Source organism: Cupriavidus sp., assembly GCF_057315035.1.
Window position 1 is genome coordinate 81,929 of record NZ_DBHKYV010000031.1, and the last position, 17,617, is coordinate 99,545.

At 64.4% G+C, this 17,617-nt stretch carries 14 protein-coding genes; 8 read left to right on the top strand and 6 right to left on the bottom strand.

The annotated features are described in order from the left end of the window. Positions 1-100: 100 nt before the first annotated feature. Positions 101-1,090: a tripartite tricarboxylate transporter substrate-binding protein gene (locus ACO550_RS28540; RefSeq protein ID WP_315597775.1), complete on the top strand. Its 990-nt coding sequence runs from the start codon at positions 101-103 to the stop codon at positions 1,088-1,090. A 34-nt stretch (positions 1,091-1,124) separates the two neighbouring features. Here ACO550_RS28540 and ACO550_RS28545 read toward each other — a convergent pair whose 3' ends face one another. Beyond that, positions 1,125-1,475 (bottom strand): glyoxalase superfamily protein, encoded by a 351-nt coding sequence (locus ACO550_RS28545; protein WP_315597776.1) that lies wholly within the window; start codon positions 1,473-1,475, stop codon positions 1,125-1,127. Positions 1,476-1,478: 3 nt separating this feature from the next. Continuing rightward, positions 1,479-2,393 (bottom strand): LysR family transcriptional regulator, encoded by a 915-nt coding sequence (locus ACO550_RS28550; RefSeq protein ID WP_315597777.1) that lies wholly within the window; start codon positions 2,391-2,393, stop codon positions 1,479-1,481. A 121-nt stretch (positions 2,394-2,514) separates the two neighbouring features. On the opposite strand from ACO550_RS28550, the gene ACO550_RS28555 reads away from it, so the two are divergent. Continuing rightward, positions 2,515-3,660, top strand: a complete 1,146-nt coding sequence (locus ACO550_RS28555) for an alanine racemase (RefSeq protein WP_315597778.1) — start codon at positions 2,515-2,517, stop codon at positions 3,658-3,660. A gap of 41 nt (positions 3,661-3,701) precedes the next feature. On the opposite strand, the gene ACO550_RS28560 is transcribed toward ACO550_RS28555, so the two are convergent. Beyond that, positions 3,702-4,610, bottom strand: a complete 909-nt coding sequence (locus ACO550_RS28560) for a LysR family transcriptional regulator (protein ID WP_315597779.1) — start codon at positions 4,608-4,610, stop codon at positions 3,702-3,704. 97 nt (positions 4,611-4,707) lie between these two features. Between ACO550_RS28560 and ACO550_RS28565 the strand changes: the two genes are divergently transcribed. Genes ACO550_RS28565 through ACO550_RS28575 form a run of 3 tightly spaced genes read left to right on the top strand, consistent with a single transcriptional unit; the run spans position 4,708 to position 10,617 of the window. Next, positions 4,708-8,157 (top strand): molybdopterin-dependent oxidoreductase, encoded by a 3,450-nt coding sequence (locus ACO550_RS28565; protein ID WP_315597780.1) that lies wholly within the window; start codon positions 4,708-4,710, stop codon positions 8,155-8,157. Positions 8,158-8,191: 34 nt separating this feature from the next. Then, positions 8,192-9,136 carry a bifunctional Delta(1)-pyrroline-2-carboxylate/Delta(1)-piperideine-2-carboxylate reductase gene (lhpI, locus tag ACO550_RS28570; protein ID WP_315597781.1) on the top strand — a complete coding sequence of 315 codons (945 nt, stop codon included), beginning with the start codon at positions 8,192-8,194 and terminating at the stop codon, positions 9,134-9,136. Positions 9,137-9,171: 35 nt separating this feature from the next. Then, positions 9,172-10,617 carry a short-chain fatty acid transporter gene (locus tag ACO550_RS28575; protein ID WP_315597782.1) on the top strand — a complete coding sequence of 482 codons (1,446 nt, stop codon included), beginning with the start codon at positions 9,172-9,174 and terminating at the stop codon, positions 10,615-10,617. A 64-nt stretch (positions 10,618-10,681) separates the two neighbouring features. Here the strand turns inward: ACO550_RS28575 and ACO550_RS28580 are convergent, their stop codons facing one another. Then, on the bottom strand, positions 10,682-11,554 hold the full coding sequence (locus tag ACO550_RS28580; protein WP_315597783.1) for a LysR substrate-binding domain-containing protein: 873 nt from the start codon (positions 11,552-11,554) through the stop codon (positions 10,682-10,684). A gap of 127 nt (positions 11,555-11,681) precedes the next feature. Between ACO550_RS28580 and ACO550_RS28585 the strand changes: the two genes are divergently transcribed. Further along, positions 11,682-12,668: a zinc-binding dehydrogenase gene (locus tag ACO550_RS28585; RefSeq protein WP_315597784.1), complete on the top strand. Its 987-nt coding sequence runs from the start codon at positions 11,682-11,684 to the stop codon at positions 12,666-12,668. Positions 12,669-12,758: 90 nt separating this feature from the next. On the opposite strand, the gene ACO550_RS28590 is transcribed toward ACO550_RS28585, so the two are convergent. Continuing rightward, positions 12,759-13,676 (bottom strand): LysR substrate-binding domain-containing protein, encoded by a 918-nt coding sequence (locus tag ACO550_RS28590; protein WP_315597785.1) that lies wholly within the window; start codon positions 13,674-13,676, stop codon positions 12,759-12,761. 120 nt (positions 13,677-13,796) lie between these two features. Between ACO550_RS28590 and ACO550_RS28595 the strand changes: the two genes are divergently transcribed. Both ACO550_RS28595 and dbpA read left to right on the top strand, forming a co-directional pair. Next, positions 13,797-14,549: an SDR family NAD(P)-dependent oxidoreductase gene (locus ACO550_RS28595; RefSeq protein ID WP_315597786.1), complete on the top strand. Its 753-nt coding sequence runs from the start codon at positions 13,797-13,799 to the stop codon at positions 14,547-14,549. Positions 14,550-14,681: 132 nt separating this feature from the next. Continuing rightward, entirely contained in the window at positions 14,682-16,085 is a 1,404-nt protein-coding gene (gene dbpA, locus ACO550_RS28600; RefSeq protein WP_315597787.1) for an ATP-dependent RNA helicase DbpA, read from the top strand. A gap of 52 nt (positions 16,086-16,137) precedes the next feature. Here the strand turns inward: dbpA and ACO550_RS28605 are convergent, their stop codons facing one another. Further along, a complete protein-coding gene (locus ACO550_RS28605) occupies positions 16,138-17,409 on the bottom strand; it encodes a hypothetical protein (protein ID WP_485995043.1) in 1,272 nt (423 codons plus the stop codon). Between the last annotated feature and the right edge of the window lie 208 nt (positions 17,410-17,617).

Consider the following 17,617-nt stretch of genomic DNA (forward strand, 5'->3'; position numbering starts at 1 on the left):
GGGAGCCCTCCCATACTCATATGCCAAATCGGTCGTTTGGCTTCAGCGTTCACGCAGTTAGACTAGGCACCCTCTTTCTAGACTGCATTGACGCGTTTTCATGGCATTCCCGATTACATCCCGCGTGGCACTGGCCCTTACCTTTGGCGTGGCGGCCGTCGCCGCCACCAGCAGCGCTGCGGCTGACACCTATCCCAGCCGCCCGATCCGCCTGGTGGCACCGTTCCCGCCCGGCGGCGCTACCGATGTTCTCGCGCGACTGCTGGGCAAGCAACTGAGCGAGCGTCTGGGTCAACCCGTGGTCGTGGAAAACCGTGCAGGCGCCGGCACCATCGTCGGCGCCAGTTACGTCGCCAAGGCCGCGCCCGATGGTTATACGCTTCTGCTCACGGCGGGTACCACAACCTTCACGATCAATCCGGCGCTGCAGAACAACCTGCCCTACGACCCGATCAAGAGTTTTGAGCCGATTGGCTTTGCCACGCGCCTGCCGCTGGTACTGATCGCCAACCCCAAGGCGCAGATCAACGACCTGAAACAGCTCGTAGCCAAGGCCAAGGCCGAGCCGGGCAAATACAGCTATGGAACGTTCGGCGAAGGCAGCACCGCGCATTTCGCGGGCGAACTGCTCTGGTACAACGCCGGGATCAAGCTTGTGCACGTGCCGTACAAAGGCAGCGCGCCGGCCATGAACGACCTGATCGGTGGCCAGATTCCGCTGGCCATCGACACCGTGACCGCCGCCGCGCCGCAGATCAAGGCTGGCAAGGTGAAGGCACTCGCCGTTACTACCGCGCGCCGCTCCGCACAACTACCAGATGTGCCAACGGCTGCGGAAGCCGGCATCGCCGGCGTGGATATCGACGCATGGTCGATACTGACCGCGCCGCGCGGTCTGCCTGCCGACGTCAAGCAAAAGCTGACCAAGGCGCTGGCCGATACGCTGGCCGACGCAGGTACGCGCAAGCACCTGCTGGACGCCGGCTTTGAGCCGCGTTACGGCACGCCGGCGCAGGCCGAGGCGCAGATCGAAACCGAACTGCCGAAGATGCGCGCCATTGCCCGCCGTGCGGGCATCAGCGCGCAATAACTACGGGCGCGGGGCGGACAGCAGCGTATGGCACTCACGTATGAGCAAGGATGTTGACCAGCTTTCCAAATGGGTCTCGGACGAAGAACCTGCGCACGCCCCACGGTTCATCGACCGGCCCATACTCAACGGAAAATCCCGCATCTCTCATACGCCGGTGCGCTTCGTCTACATCATCCACTTCGATCGACAGGTCCGGCACAGGCGTCCCGGATCCGCCCTCTGCTGCGAAGCTTACTTGAATGGTCATTTCCGAGTGTAAGCCGTAGGTCCGAATCCAGCCGAGGTCCATCAAGAGTTCAAGGCCAAGAACATCCTGATAAAAGGCGCGAGCACGCGCCAAGTCGACGGCTTCAAAATTGGCAACTACACGTTTGACTTTCAATTCTCACCCCCTCTTGCATATTTGATCCTCCAGGAATTGCATCAGCGCCTGCACGCGGGCCGTACGCCCGCGTCGCGTCGGCACCAGCAATGTCACCGGTGCGCTGTCGAATTCCCAGTCGGCCAGCACGCGCACCAACCTGCCTTTCGCAACAGCATCGGCCGTGTCCCATTCCGAACGCAGCACCAGCCCCAAACCCTGCTCCGCCCACTGGCGCGCAATGCTGCCGTCATTGCTGGTGTAGGCGGGCACGACGCGCACCGTCTCCCGCGCCGAGGGTCGCCGTCCTGCGCCGGCACCGCGCCGGCGAAAGCGCCACAGCGTCACGTCCTCGTCGTTCTCACGGATGCAGATGCAGGAGTGCGCGAGCAGGTCACGCGGCTCCTTGGGTGTGCCGTGTTGGCGCAAGTAGGCCGGACTGGCGCACAGCCAGCGCGCATTCGGAGCCAGCGTGCGAGCGATCCACGATGAGTCGCGCACGGCGCCGATGTGGATCACGGCATCCGAGTCGTGCCGGTCAGGCCAGGGGGTTTCGCGCAGGTCGAGTTGCAGGCGCAAACCCGTATGGGCCTTCGCAAAGCGCGCCATCAGCGGCGCAATATGTTGCCGTCCGTAGCCGAAGGGGGCGGCAATGCGTAGCGTGCCCGTGAGCCGGCTGTCCTCGCGGCGGAACGACTCAGGCAACGCATTGAGCTGAGCCAGTAGCGCCGCGCCCTCGCGCGCGAAGCGTTCGCCTTCGGGCGTCAGGCTCAGCCGGCGGGCAGTGCGGGTGGCGAGCGCGAGGCCCAGGGTCGACTCCAGCTTGCGCAGACGCGTAGACAAGGCCGGCGGCGTGACATTCAGCGCGCGTGCCGCAGCGCTGAGCGAAGGCGACTGAGCCAGCGCCTCGACCAGGCGCAAATCCTCGATCTGGATCATTCACTTCAGCTTAACGATTGATATTCTGAAATTTAACCACAGGTCACCCTATCGCCTCTACATTGAGAGCCTCTGACAACCTGCGCCAGCCAATTTCTGGACCGAAGATATGAAGGCAGACATGAACAACTCCCCCGCTTCGCTGGCAAGCCTGGAAACGCCCGCGGCAGTCATCGACACGCACCGCATGCACCAGAATATCCACCGCATGCAGGCACGCATGGAGGCGCTCGGCGTGCGTTTCCGCCCGCATGTCAAGACCAGCAAGTGTTCGCCTGTCGTGCACGCGCAGGTCGCTGCAGGCGCCAGCGGTATCACCGTCTCCACGCTCAAGGAAGCCGCGCATTTCTTTGACGAAGGCATGACAGACATCCTCTACGGCGTGGGAATGGTGGCCAACAAGCTGCCACAAGCGTTGGCGATGCGTCACCGGGGCTGTGACCTCAAGATCCTGACTGACAGCGTGGAATCCGCGCGCGCCATCGTCGCCTTTGGCGCGGCGCATGGTGAAGCGTTCGAAGTCTGGATCGAGATCGATACCGATGGCCATCGCTCGGGCATACGTCCGGATGAGCCGGCATTGCTCGACGTCGCCTCCGTATTGCATGAAGGCGGCGCGCGTCTGGGCGGCGTGATGACGCATGCGGGGTCGAGCTACGAGCTCAATACTCCCGAGGCGCTGGCCGCGATGGCCGAGCAAGAGCGCACCGGATGCGTGCGCGCCGCCGAGCGCCTGCGGCAAGCCGGCCTGCCCTGCCCCGTGGTCAGCGTAGGCTCGACGCCTACGGCCCTCTCGGCAACCAACCTGCAAGGCGTGACCGAAGTTCGCGCCGGCGTCTATGTGTTCTTTGACCTCGTGATGCGCAACGTGGGCGTCTGTTCGACCGAGGACATCGCGCTCAGCGTGCTAACCACCGTGATCGGACATCAGGCCGAAAAAGGCTGGGCCATCGTCGACGCCGGCTGGATGGCCATGAGCCGCGATCGTGGCACGCAGAAACAGCAACACGACTTCGGTTACGGTCAGGTGTGCGGACTCGACGGCACGGTGATTCCCGGCTACATCCTCAGTGGCGCAAATCAGGAACATGGCATCCTCTCGCGCGATGGTGCCGCGGACGAGGACATTGCCAAGCGCTTCCCGATCGGCTCGCTGCTGCGCATCCTGCCCAATCACGCCTGCGCCACCGGCGCGCAGTTCCCTGCTTACCACGCGCTCGACGAACAAGGTGAGATCTCCGAATGGAGCCGCCTGCATGGCTGGTAGTCGCAACGTTCAGCCAGTAGATGGTGGCGCCGTAAAGGCTGCTAACGCAGCGTCTCCCTCAACGCAACCCGCAGGAATTCCCGCAAGCTCTGCGTCTGCCGATCTGCTTCGGCATCGAGTCGCCAGATCAATCCGACATCCATGGATGGCACCTTGTCAGAGAGGCTGCGCCGCAGGATGCGCTGCCCTTCCAGCGACCAGGGTCGATAAACGAGATCGGACAGGATAGACACGCCGCGGCCCGATGCCACCAGACTGCGCACGGCCTCGATCGAACAGCTTTGCAGCCGCACGTTGGGCGAGAGCCCGTACTGCCCCCAGTACTTGATCACGGTGGCAATATGCTCGTCCATGTCGAGCAGGATGTAGTCGTGCCGCGCTACGTCGGCCAGGCTGATCTCTTCCTGCTGCATCAACGGATGATCCGGATGCCCCCAGAGCTGACGCCCCGACCGCAGCAGCGCTTCGCAGCCAACGTGATCCATCTCGGGCAGGTTGGAAACCAGTAGCAAGGCCAGGTCGAGCTTGCCGGCCTGAATATGCGCCTCGATATCGCCGCGCGGCCGCTCCAGAACCTGCAATTCCAGCTGGGGAAATTTTTGCTCCAGTGCAGGCAATAGCTTAGGCAGGACATACGCCGTGATCGTCTCGGTAACGCCCAGGCGGACGACGCCCGTCAGCGTCGCGGGAGTAACCGCGGCCGCACTGACTGCCTCGCGCACGGCCACGTCGATCTGCTGCGCATGACGCAGGAAGCGGATGCCCGCGGCTGTCAGCCTTACGCCTGCGGCGTGCCGCGAGAACAGCGGCGCGCCGACTGCGTCCTCCAGCGCCTTGAGCGATGCCGTCATCGAAGACTGCGAAACGTGGCAGCGCTGTGCGGCCCGCGACACCTGTCCGGTTTCGGCTATTGCAACGAAGTGCTGTATCTGTTTCAGGGTGGGCAGCATCGATTTTTCCGATATTGCAATGTCAAAACTATGAATTAGCTATAACGCCCCATGCTAGCTAGCATCCAGCTCGAAGACAAGTTGCTGGGATTTGGCGATGAGCGAAGTGGAAAAGAAGGGGTTTTGTACGTTGTGCCGTTCCCGTTGCGGCACGATCAACGTCATCGACGGCGACACACTGGTCGCGGTACGCCCCGACAGCGACCACCCCACCGGCAAGGCCATGTGCCTGAAGGGCAAGGCTGCTCCGGAACTGGTGCACAGCGCCGATCGGGTCCTCTACCCCATGCGCCGGACCAATCCGAAAGGGGCGGACGATCCGGGCTGGGTGCGCATTTCCTGGGACGAGGCGCTCGATGAAATCGCCGCGCGCCTGGTGCACGCGCGCGCTACGCGCGGCGCCGAGTCCGTCGCGTTCGCAGTGACGACACCCAGCGGCACACCGCTGTCGGACAGCATCGACTGGATCGAACGCTTTGTCCGCCTCTATGGCAGCCCGAACATCTGTTACGCCACCGAGATCTGCAACTGGCACAAGGACTTCGCGCACGCTTTCACCTTTGGCTGCGGGATGCCGACGGCGGACTACCGCAATGCCGGACTGATCCTGCTGTGGGGTCACAACCCGACCAATACGTGGCTGTCGCAAGCCGAGGCAATCGGCGCCGGGCGAGCGAGCGGCGCAAGGCTCATCGTGGTGGACCCGCGGCAGACAGCCTTGGCGGACGACGCCGACCAGTGGCTGCGCGTCAAGCCCGGCAGTGATGTTGCGTTGGCCATGGCACTGGCCAACCTGATGATCGAAGCCAATGCATTCGATATCGATTTTGTCAGACGCTGGACCAATGGCCCGCTACTTGTGCGCCAGGACAACGGTGCCTTCCTGCGCGGGGGCGACATCGGCCTGGCGGATGCGGACAGCCTGCTGGTCTGGGACGCCCGTCAACGCATGGCGGTGCCGGCCGGCAAAGCCGTCGATGATGCACGGCACATCGCGCTGCGCGGTACCTATGCCATCCCGCCGATGAGCGGCGGCGAGGGGCAAACCCTGCTGTGCGAGGGGCAAACCCTGCTGTGCCAGCCGGTCTTCGATTTATATGCGGCTGAGTGCGCGCGCTATCCGGTCGAGCGCGCGGCGGCATTGACGTGGATCGCGGAGGGCGATATCCGGCGCGCGGCAAGCCTGATCGGCGCGGCCGGCAGCATCGCGTACCACGCCTGGTCCGGCGTCGGACAGCATGAGAACGCCACGCAGACGGAGCGCGCCATTGCCTGCCTGTATGCGCTGACGGGCAGCTTCGACCGCCGCGGCGGCAACCGCGTCTATCGCAAGCCGCCGTTCAATGCGGTAAGCCGGTTCGACTTACTGAGCCCGGATCAGGCGCGCAAGGCGCTGGGACTCGATTCGCGTCCGCTCGGTCCGCCGGCGCAAGGCTGGGTCACGGCACGGGACCTCTACCGTGCGATCACCAACAAGGCCCCTTATGCGGTCACGTCACTGATTGCGTTCGGGACCAATACGCTGTTGTCTCAGCCCGATGTGGCCGACGGAGTGCAGGCCCTGCGCGACCTGGAGTTCTACGTGCATTGCGACCTGTTCGAAAACCCTAGCGCCAGGTACGCGGACATCCTGCTGCCGGTGAATACGCCCTGGGAGCGCGAGGGGCTGCGAATCGGCTTCGAGGTGTCCGCCGCAGCCGAGCAACTCGTGCAGTTGCGCCAACGCATGGTCGCGCCACGCGGCGAATCCCGCTCTGACAACGACATCGTGTTCGCACTGGCCACGCGCATCGGGCTCGGCAAGGCTTTTTTCGGCGGCAGCCTTGAAGCAGGCTGGAACCACATGCTGGCGCCGACCGGGCTGACCGTGGCGGCGCTGCGCAACGCCCCGGAAGGGATACGCGTGCCGGTCGAGGACATGGAAATGAAGTACGCGGTCGGCACCGACGCCCGGCCTTTCAACACACCGACCGGGCTGGTCGAGCTCTACTCCGAACGACTGCTCCGACATGGCTACCCGCCGCTGCCCGGCCTGCCGGAATCGGCATGGAACGACGCAGCACAGACAAGTGGATCGTTTCCCTATCTGATGACGTCGGCAAAGAACGGCTACTACTGCCACAGCCAGCAGCGCGCCGTTACGTCCTTGCGTCGCAAGGCAATGCTGCCGCAGCTCGATATGTCCGGCGAAATCGCCGCGGCCAGGAATATCCGCACGGGAGATCCTGTCCGGGTGTCGACGCCTGCCGGCAGCGCAAGATTTACCGCACGCATCCAGCCGGGGCTGCATCCGGCCGTGCTGGTGGGCGAGTATGGATGGTGGCAAGGATGCGATCCCATGGGGCAGCAGCCCACCGCCGCGCTCGGTCCGGACAGCGCGAACTTCAACGCACTGATCGATGCGACCCGCCAGGATCCGGTCAGCGGTTCCTCTCCGCTGCGATCCTGCCGCTGCAACGTGGAACGCGACGCGGCGTTCGATATAGCGCGCAGGCGCTGGGAGGGTTATCGCCCGTTCCGCATTGTCGCCCTTGTCAAGGAAACCGCTGACGTAACAGCGGTCCAGATGGCGCCTGCCGACGGGGGCAAGCTGCCGGACTACCTGCCGGGTCAGCATGCGACCATCAAGTTCTTTGTCGGCACCGGCAGGCTGGAGGTGGTCCGCTCCTACTCGCTGACCGGACCCGCGACCGTCACGGACCGCCGCAGCTATGCCATTGCCGTGCGGCATGCGAGGGCCAGGCTGGCCAGCGGCGAGGTGGTGTCTGGCTTAGCTTCGGCCTTCATCAACACACAACTGGCGGTCGGCGACACCATCGAACTGCGCGCGCCCTCCGGCACCTTCGTCATGCCGACGCGTACGGCAAGACCGCTGGTCCTGCTCGCCGGCGGCATCGGCATCACGCCGTTCATCAACCTGCTGGAATCGCTAGTCGATCAACAGGAACCGCCCCGGATGCTGCTGCTGTATGCGAACCAGAGCGGCGCCACGCACGCCTTCAGGGACCGGCTGCGCGAACTGGAAGGACTGATCCCGGCACTCACGGTGATCAATTTCTATGCCGCTCCCGCGGATGGCGACATCCTCGGGAGCGACTTCCAGGTGCAAGGGCGTGTCACTGCGGCGGCTGTGCCGGATGCGCTGCTGGCCTCGCGCCCGCTGGTGTACATGTGCGGGCCTGACGCCATGATGACGGCATTTGCCGCCGGGCTGGCCGCCAGGGGCGTGCCGCGCTTCGATATCCAGAAGGAGATTTTTCGCTCGCCGACGGCGCCACGGATCGAGGCAGGTCAAACCTTCCAGGTACGGTTCCGCAGGTCAGACATCACGCATCCCTGGCGCTCCGAAGATGGTCCCCTGCTTGGCTTCGCCGAGGGCCAGGGCATTGCGCTGCCCAGCGGCTGCCGGGTCGGCCAGTGCGAGAGCTGTGCGGTCCGGATCGTATCCGGGTCAGTACTCCACCTGCATGGCGAGGCGCCCGATGACCCCGGCGTATGCCTGGCATGCCAGGCAGTACCTGCAAGCGACCTCGTCATTGACGCATGAATCGCCATTCCCATTCTTTCAAAGAGCTATCTCCATGCTGAATATCGATGCGCCCACCACGCGGGCGTCCCTGCCATTCGACCGCCTTGTCACAGTCCTGAAGGACGCGTTCGCGACTGGTTGCGAGGTGCCGCTGCGGCACAACCATACGGTCACCGCTGCGCCGGGCGAGCCCGGCACGCTGTTGCTGATGCCAGCGTGGAACGCGGCGAGCGGGTACCTGGGCGTCAAGACCGTGTGCGTCTATCCCGGTAACCACCGACGCAAGCTGCCGGGACTCTACTCCACCTACATCCTGTACCGCGCGGAGACAGGCAAGCCGCTGGCGTTGATCGACGGCAATGAGATCACCTCCCGGCGCACAGCCGCGGCGTCGGCGCTTGCCGCCTCCTTCCTGAGCCGCAAGGATGCAAGTTCGATGCTGGTGCTGGGCGCCGGCCGCGTGGCCAGCCTGCTTCCCCATGCCTATCGCACCGTGCGCCAGATCCGGCGCGTCGCCGTATGGGATATCGACCCGGACCAGGCCCATCGACTGGTTGCATGCCTGTGCGCCGACGGCTTCGATGCCCATGTGGTCGACCGGATCGATGCCGACACCTGCGCAGTCGATATCGTCAGTGCGGCAACGCTGTCCACCGAGCCGCTGATCCGAAGGGCATTTCTCCGGCCCGGCACCCACGTCGACCTGATCGGGGGCTTCACGCCTGCCATGCGAGAGGCCGATGACGCGTGTTTCGACGGCACCTCGGTGTTTGTCGATACCAACGAGGCCTTGCACAAGGCCGGAGACCTGCTGTCGCCCATCGCCAACGGCGTGATCGGCGCCGACGACATCCGCGGCGACCTGGCCGTCCTGTGCCGGGCCGGACATGCGGGCAGGTGCTCGGCGCAGGAGATCACGGTGTTCAAGGCGGTGGGAACCGCGCTGGAAGACCTGGCCGCGGCCGCCATGTGTTTCGAGGCCGTGGCAAACCATTGATTAGAACGATGACGGAAACTGCCAAGGAGTTCAGCATGAAAGAGACAAGCATGGCATTCGCGGATGCCGGGAAGCGACAGCAAGGCGCACTGGAACGCCTGGCGATACGGGTGACCGACTGGTCCGAGCGGTGGTTCCCGGACGCGTATATCTTCGCGGCCATCGCCGTGGTCGTGGTGGCGTTGGGCGCCATGATGGTGGGCGCGCCAGCGCCGGCCGTGGCGAAGGCCTTTGGCGACGGCTTCTGGAGCCTGATCCCTTTCACCATGCAGATGGCCGTGGTCGCGATCGCCGGCTATGTGGTGGCGGTGTCGCCGCCGGCAGCCATGCTGATCAACCGCCTGGCAGCCTTGCCGCGCACCGCGCGCGGCGCCGTGGCCTTCGTGGCACTCGTAAGCCTGTCGACGTCGCTGCTCAACTGGGCGATCAGCCTGATCTTCAGTGGCTTGCTGGTACGCGCGATCGCCAGACGCCGCGGCTTCCGTGTCGACTACAGGGCAGCCAGCGCGGCAGCCTACCTCGGCATGGGGGCTACCTGGGCACTAGGACTCAGCTCCTCCGCCGCGCAGCTACAGGCCAATCCCGCCAGCCTGCCCAAATCGCTATTGGATATCACCGGGGTCATTCCATTCTCCGATACGATCTTTCTCTGGCAATCAATGGCGATGACGGCCGTGCTGATCGTAGTGTCCCTGGCGGTGGCGTACTTCTCGGCTCCTACCGAGGCGCGGGCCCGCACGGCGGCCGATATGGGGGTTGACCTGAACGATGCCGATGAACTTGCCGCGCGGCCGTCCCGGCCGGGCGAATGGCTGGAATACAGTCCGATCCTGACGTTGATTCTGGTCGCCATGGGCGCGAGTTGGCTCTACCAGGAGTTTTCCGCCAAGAATCCGATTCTCGCCATCTCCAACCTGAACACCTACAACTTCCTGTTCCTGCTGCTGGGCATGCTGCTGAACTGGCGCCCGAAACGCTTCCTGCGTGCCGTAGCCAGGGCGGTGCCGTCCACGGCCGGCGTCCTGATCCAGTTTCCGCTGTATGGCGGCATTGCCTATATCCTGACCAAGGCAACCGGCGGCGACGGCGCCCCGCTGTCGCACCACTTGGCGTCGGCCTTTGTTTCCATGGCGACCAGGGAGTCGTTCTCGGCGGTCATGGGCGTGTATTCCGCCGTGCTGGGCTTCTTCGTACCGTCCGGCGGCGGCAAGTGGATCATCGAGGCACCTTACGTGATGCAGGCCGCCAACGAACTGAAGGTGCACCTTGGCTGGGCCGTGCAGGTCTACAACGCCGCTGAAGCGCTGCCAAACCTGATCAATCCTTTCTGGATGCTGCCATTGCTCGGTGTGCTCGGCATCCGGGCCAAGGACGTGGTCGGCTTCACCTTCACCCAGTTGCTGGTGCATACGCCGCTGGTTCTGTTCATGCTATGGGCTTTCGCCGCGACGCTTTCCTACCATCCTCCGGTGATGCCTTGAGGTCGCCCGGCGAAGGCAGCCAGCAGCTACGGAACCGCGGCTTTTGACGCACGAACCTGGTTAGCTACCGGGTATCCGCCAGCCGCGCCACGGTCAAATCCACTAGCGCCCGCAAGCGTGCAAGCCGGCGCAGGTCGCGGTGAATTCCAAACCAGACGTCTCGCCCTGGCGGTGCTTCGCCCAGATCGATGCGCCGCAGGTCGGGCGTCGCGTCGCCCAGCGCGCACGGCAGCACTGCGAAGCCACCGCCCTCGGCGCACATCCGTGCCTGCACGCCGCGGTTGTTGCTGCGATAAGCGATGCGTGCCCTGGGTAGCATTCGCCCGGCCCAGGTCACGTCGGGAAGCGTGCCAAAGGCGGTGTCCATGCTGATGAGCGCAACGCCCTGCCCGTCGCCGGCATGGGGCGCCACCAGATCCCGGTGTCCGTACAGCGCGTACTGCATGTGCATCAGCTTGCGCTGGATGACGTCTGGCTCCTCGAACGGTGTGATGCGAAACGCCAGGTCGGCCTCGCGGCGCGCAAGGCTGTACTGGCGGGAGTCCGTCACCAGTTCCAGCGACACGTCCGGATGCTGCCTGAGGAAGGCGGCAAAGACCGGGGTCAGCACATGCATGCCAAACCAGTCGGATGACGTGACACGCAGCGAACCTGTCAGCGTATTGCCCTGCCCGGCCAGCGCCCGGGAGAGCCCGAGCGCTTCCTCCTCCATACGCTCTGCATAGACCAGGACGGCGCTGCCTTCGTCGGTCAGCACCAGGCCGTCGCTGGTTCGATGGAACAAGGCCTGCCCCACTGCTTCCTCCAGCGCCCTGAGGCGCCGGCCCATGGTCGGTTGCGTCTGGCCGATCACTCGCGCTGCGCCGCCGAGCGTCCCGGCCCGCGCGATCGCGAGGAAGATCCGGACATCGCTCCATTGAAGTCTGTGGTCATGCATTTTTGACTGACTGCCATTCAGGATTGTTGATTTCCATGCGATTCCGCATGAACCATCATGAATCCAACGACACGCGGAAAGCAAGATTTCCAGGCGTGATGACCAAACGGAGACTCAGGAGATGACAATGTCCATGCAAGCGCTGATGCTGAACCACTACAACGGCCCCCTCGAACCAACCACGCTGGCCAAGCCCAACCCCGGCCCTGGACAGGTGCTGGTACGCATTGCCGCCAGCGGCCTCAATCCGCTCGACACCAAGATTCGGGCGGGCGCCGCCGCGCATGCGCGGCATCCGCTGCCGCTCGTGCTTGGCATTGACATGGCCGGCACAGTGGAAGCGGTTGGTGCGGGCGTTAGCGCTTTTCGCGCCGGCGACGAAGTCTACGGCATGACCGGCGGCGTGGCCGGCATGCAAGGTTCGCTCGCGCAGTACGCCGCCGTCGACGCCGATCTGCTGGCACGCAAGCCGTCGAATCTGTCCATGCGTGAAGCCGCGGCCCTGCCGCTGGCGTTCATCACGGCCTATGCCGGTATCGTCGATCGGGCCCACCTGCGAGCCGGGCAGACCGTGCTCGTCCAGGGCGGTGCTGGTGGCGTCGGCCATATCGCGGTGCAACTGGCCAGCGCGCTGGGCGCCACGGTTTTCGCCACGGCCAGCGAGAAGAATCTTGACCTGGTGAGCGAACTTGGCGCAACGCCCATTGACTACCGAGCGCAGTCCGTTGAAGCGTACGTCGCCGCGCACACGCAGGGTGAAGGCTTCGATCTGGTCGTCGACACGGTCGGCGGACCAACGCTGGATGCCTCGTTTGCCGCGGTAAAGCACTTCGGCCACGTGGTCAGCGCGCTCGGTTGGGGAACACATGCGCTGGCGCCGCTGTCGTTCCGGGAAGCCACCTACTCCGGCGTATTCACACTGTATCCGCTCCTCAGCGGCAAGCTGCGCGCCCATCACGGCGAGATCATGCGCGAGGCCACTCGGCTGGCGGAAAGCGGACTGTTACGGCCGGTGGTCGATCCGCGCCGCTTTACGATGGCGCAGGCGGAGCAGGCATATGAACTCGTTGCCGCAGGTACCGCGCGCGCCAAGGTGGTCGTCGAGATTGAATGATGGCGGCGACCCGTTCGAAACCCCGCTGCTATCGCGGCGGCAAGCCACAACGTAGCGTTGGGCGGGGACGCGACGAGTAGTCCGGATCGATCACCGCCGCTCCAGCCATGCAGGCGATGACAGGTGTTCCGCAAAGTAGTCGGCCAGCGCGGCGACCTTGGCTGGCCGGGCTCGCGCCGATGGCGTGACGAAGTACAGTCCGCCGCGCGTCAGGTTCCAGCCGGTCAGGATCGTCTCCAGCCGCCCATCGGCCAGATACTCGCCGGCCATGAATTCCGGCAGTTCGGCGATCGCCTGCCCAGCTAGCAGCATGGGCAACAGCGCTTCCGAGTTGGTCACGCGCAGCGGACCGACCGGGGTGACCGGGTGTTCCTCGCCCGCGTCATTGACGAAGCGCCAGACATCGCTGCGCGCCCGGTAGGCATAGGACAGGCACGGTCTGCCGACAAGATCGCGGGGGTGGGCTGGGTAGCCGAAGCGTTCCAGGTACGCTGGCGATGCCACAACGATCTGGGAGATCGGGCACAGGCGTCTGGCAATCAGCGACGAGTCCGGCAACGCGGCGATCCGCAACGCCGCGTCGAACCCTTGGGCGACGATATCCACGGTTGCATCGGACAGGTGCAGATCGATCGAGACCTCTGGATAGGCCTGGAAGAAAGCCGGTAGCAGCGGCGCGACCCAGCGCAGCCCGAAGGACATCGGCACCGCAAGCCTGACGAGCCCCCGAGGCTGAATCGACATCTCCCTGGCGGCGTTCTCGGCCTCTTCTGCCTGCCGATAGATGTCGCCGGCTTTCTCGGCAATCGTCGCCCCGAATTCCGTCAGTGCCAGTTGCCGGGAGGTGCGATTGAAAAGCCGCGCGCCAAGTCTCTCCTCCAGCCGGGCAACACCGCGCGACACCGTCGCCACGGACACGCCCATGGCCCGGGCCGCGGCGGCAAATGACCCTTCTTCCGCCACCTTGGCGAACATCGCCAACCCTTCGAAATCCGGAAATCTGATCATTTCATTTTTGCAACGATGGTTTTCGATCAATTCTATTTCGAAAAGGCGCGCCGGTCGATATTATTCCTCCATCGCTTCTCGCGATTCGCAATCGACCGAAATCAGGCAAGGAGAATCACCATGACCCGCAGACTCGAAAACAAGATCGCACTCGTTACCGGTGGCACCAGCGGCATCGGACTGGCCACGGCCAAGCGCTTTGCCGCCGAAGGTGCCCATGTGTTTGTCACCGGTCGCCGGCAGGCCGAGCTCGACCAGGCTGTCGCAGCCATTGGCAATGCCACCGGCGTTCGTGTGGACTCGTCGAAACCAGAAGAGCTGGATCTGCTCTACAAGCAGATCCGCGCCGAGAAGGGCCAGCTCGATGTGCTGTTTGCCAATGCCGGCGGCGGCACGATGGTGCCGCTTGGCGACATCACCGAGGCGCACTATCACGACACCTTCGACCGCAACGTCAAGGGAACGCTGTTCACCGTGCAGAAAGCGTTGCCGCTGCTCGCCAGGGGTGCTTCGGTGATTCTGGCCGGCTCGACCACGACGATCGAGGGGACCGCTGCCTTCAGCGTCTATTCCGCGTCGAAGGCCGCCATCCGCGCGTTCGCGCGAAGCTGGATTCTTGACCTGAAGGACCGCGGCATTCGCGTCAACACGATTAGCCCCGGTGCCACGCGTACGCCTGGCCTGGTCGAACTGGCCGGCCCGGATGCCACCCAACAGCAGGGCCTGCTGGACTATCTCGCGTCACGCATCCCGATGGGGCGCGTAGGGGAGCCCGACGAAATTGCCGGTGCAGCCCTCTTCCTGGCGTCCGACGATTCGAGCTTTGTGAACGGCGCGGAATTGTTTGTCGACGGTGGACAGGCGCAGGTCTAGGAATGATGAGGCAGTCGCAATCCGCGCGCTTCGGGCTGACAGAACCGACGCGCCTTCAGCGACTGCCCACCCTTCGCCACTGCCTTGCTGCCGGGAAGCAGGCAAAACGCGGCCGCGCATCTATAATCCGGCATGACTTCCGCCTCCCCCACCTCATTCGCCACATTGCCGCTGTCCGCGGCCATGCAGGCTACCCTCGACCAACTCGGCTACGACGCCATGACGCCGATCCAGGCTGCCAGCCTGCCGCTCGCGCTGGCTGGCCATGACCTGATCGCCCAGGCACGCACCGGCAGCGGCAAGACCGCCGCGTTTGCGCTCGCGCTGCTGCACCGCCTCGATGCGCGTCAGTTCGACGTACAGGCGCTGGTGCTCTGCCCCACGCGTGAACTGGCCGATCAGGTTACGCAGGAGATCCGTCGTCTCGCCCGCGCCGAGGATAACGTCAAGGTGCTGACGCTTTGCGGAGGCTCGCCGATCCGGCCGCAAGTGGACAGCCTTGTCCATGGTGCGCACGTTATTGTCGGAACGCCGGGTCGTATCATCGATCACCTTGATCGCGGCAGCCTGAATATCGACACTATCAATACGCTGGTACTCGATGAAGCCGACCGGATGCTCGACATGGGCTTTCATGACGACATCTCCTTCATTGCCAGCCACGCGCCGAAAGACCGGCAGACGCTGCTGTTCTCGGCCACCTATCCGGCTGCCATCGACAAGCTCGCCCAACGCTTCCTGCGCCAGCCGAAGACGGTGAAGGTGGAGGAGACGCACGACGCCGCCTCCATCACCCAGCGCTTCTACGAGGTGGAGGAAGGCGAACGGCTCAATGCTGTCGGCCGATTGCTCGACCATTTCCGTCCGGGCACCACCCTCGCCTTCTGCAATACAAAGGCGCGTTGCCGCGATCTGGCCGACCTGCTGCACGCTCAGGGCTATGCCGCGCTTGAGCTTCACGGCGATCTCGACCAGCGTGAGCGCGATCAGGTACTGGTGCAGTTTGCCAACCGGAGCTGCTCGGTACTGGTGGCCACTGACGTGGCCGCGCGCGGGCTCGACATCGCGCAACTGGAAGCGGTGATCAACGTCGACGTCACACCCGACCCCGAAGTCCATGTCCATCGCATCGGCCGCACCGGGCGTGCCGGCGAGGCGGGCTGGGCCTTCAGCCTTGTCAGCCTCGACGAAATGGGTCGCGTGGGCAACATCGAACAACACCATGGTGGCGAATTCGAGTGGCACGCGCTTGGCGAACTGACGCCGTCAGGCGATGCGCGGTTGCTACCGCCGATGGTCACGCTGCAGATGCTGGGCGGGCGCAAGGAGAAGATCCGGCCCGGCGACATCCTCGGTGCGCTGACCGGCGAAGCTGGCTTCACGAAGGAGCAGATCGGCAAGATCAGCGTGATGGAGATGTCGACCTATATCGCCGTGGACCGCGCCATTGGCCGCGAGGCGGTGAAGCGACTGAACGAAGGCAAGGTGAAGGGCCGCAAGGTGAAAGTGAGAATGCTGACGACCGGCCACAGGTAAGTTGCCACCGCCACCGCCATTGCCATTGCTTGCTGCGTGGTCGATGCTTGCCCTACAACAGCACCGTAAGCAGTTTGAGCAGCGTGGCCTTGACCGGATACTGCGCGGCCACAAGCAGCAGCATCGGTAGCGCGGCGGGCACTGCAATTGCCAGCAGCACGCCTTTGTTCACGATGACGGGACGGATCCTCGTCACCGACTCGTAAAGCGTCTGGGTGTCGGCCGTGGCACCCAACTCGGGCGCGTTGAGCATGGCGTCGTCATCGAGCCCGGGCTCACCCGCCAGCCAGCGCCGTTGCACCTTCCGTCCATGCTCGGACAACAGCACGCCATAGTCGAGCATGGCCAACTTCTTGGTACGCAGCAGCAGCGGTGTGAAACAGAGCAAGGGCATCGCCACCAGCAAGATCAGCACCACGGCCAACACCGCCATCTGGATATAGAGTGATGGCACCGGCGTGTCGTGGTAGGCCACCTGATGCGCCCACGACGCCGCCACCACCGACGACACCGCGAGCGTGAACGGTGCGAAGACCACCGGCAGCCGCGCCAGGAATCCGAGCCCGCCCACGCGGTCAGGATGCGTTGGCACCAGTCGCAGCGGCAATCGCGCGATGCGGCCCAGCACCACGGCCGCCAGCGCCAGGCGCCAGATCCATGCCAGCAACAGCACGGAAAACAGCGGCCGCACCACCAGCAGGAGCCACCAGGTACCAAACGTGCGCCCAGTAGCGTCTCCGGCCCAGGAGATCTCGTCAGGGTTCGGCGATACCAGTACGGTGGCGGTCCAGGCCACCACCAGTCCGCCGATCACGACCCAGGGATAGACGCGGTCGCGCAGGCGCGTACCGGCCTCGATCACTTCGCGAAAGCGGGGGATCAGCGCCTCGTCGACGGTGCCGGTGCGCATGAACTGCGCGAAGCAGATCGGCACCAGCCGCTGTGCCAGCGCCTCGCCGATGATCATCAGCGGAATGGCAACCAGGCATCGCACATGAACCCCGAAATGCCCGAGCAGCGGCTCAGCGGGCCCGCCGGGCATCATGCGCCCTGCCCACCATGCCCAGATCACCAGCGGAAGCCAGCACAGCATGCTGTAGAACACCGCCCGGCGGACGACGCCCAGCCCCGCCGCCGGAATCAGCCCGAGCCGGCGCTGCAGGCGAAACAGCAGATCATTGCGTACGAGCGAAAAGCCCTGGAAATCGGCTGATCCGTCCTGGGCAGCACCTGGCGAAGATCGAATCATGGCATCGGCCCCTTCGCCAGCCGTGCTGGCATCGCCGCTCTCCAGGGTTGGTGTAGCGTCACGGAAGGTCTGCAACGTGACGTCAACCGCAGGGTAGGCTTGTAGCTCGAACTGGCGGAAGTGAAAGTTTCCGATTCGCGTTTAAAGCGCTTTCGCTGATGCGTTTTCAGCAGAATCCGCAAACCATCGTGATAAAACGTTCGCGCAAAAGCAAAACCCCCAAGCTTTTGGGCTTGGGGGTTCTGGGTATAAGAGCCTGGCGATGACCTACTTTCACACGGGT

What these genes read in the sequence shown, in the direction of transcription:
- ACO550_RS28550 (WP_315597777.1), bottom strand. Translation starts at nt 2,393, where the DNA reads ATGATCCAGATCGAGGATTTGCGCCTGGTCGAGGCGCTGGCTCAGTCG.
- ACO550_RS28585 (WP_315597784.1), top strand. Translation starts at nt 11,682, where the DNA reads ATGTCCATGCAAGCGCTGATGCTGAACCACTACAACGGCCCCCTCGAA.
- lhpI (WP_315597781.1), top strand. Translation starts at nt 8,192, where the DNA reads ATGCTGAATATCGATGCGCCCACCACGCGGGCGTCCCTGCCATTCGAC.
- ACO550_RS28575 (WP_315597782.1), top strand. Translation starts at nt 9,172, where the DNA reads ATGAAAGAGACAAGCATGGCATTCGCGGATGCCGGGAAGCGACAGCAA.
- ACO550_RS28555 (WP_315597778.1), top strand. Translation starts at nt 2,515, where the DNA reads ATGAACAACTCCCCCGCTTCGCTGGCAAGCCTGGAAACGCCCGCGGCA.
- ACO550_RS28565 (WP_315597780.1), top strand. Translation starts at nt 4,708, where the DNA reads ATGAGCGAAGTGGAAAAGAAGGGGTTTTGTACGTTGTGCCGTTCCCGT.
- ACO550_RS28560 (WP_315597779.1), bottom strand. Translation starts at nt 4,610, where the DNA reads ATGCTGCCCACCCTGAAACAGATACAGCACTTCGTTGCAATAGCCGAA.
- ACO550_RS28590 (WP_315597785.1), bottom strand. Translation starts at nt 13,676, where the DNA reads ATGATCAGATTTCCGGATTTCGAAGGGTTGGCGATGTTCGCCAAGGTG.
- ACO550_RS28580 (WP_315597783.1), bottom strand. Translation starts at nt 11,554, where the DNA reads ATGCATGACCACAGACTTCAATGGAGCGATGTCCGGATCTTCCTCGCG.
- ACO550_RS28540 (WP_315597775.1), top strand. Translation starts at nt 101, where the DNA reads ATGGCATTCCCGATTACATCCCGCGTGGCACTGGCCCTTACCTTTGGC.
- ACO550_RS28595 (WP_315597786.1), top strand. Translation starts at nt 13,797, where the DNA reads ATGACCCGCAGACTCGAAAACAAGATCGCACTCGTTACCGGTGGCACC.
- dbpA (WP_315597787.1), top strand. Translation starts at nt 14,682, where the DNA reads ATGACTTCCGCCTCCCCCACCTCATTCGCCACATTGCCGCTGTCCGCG.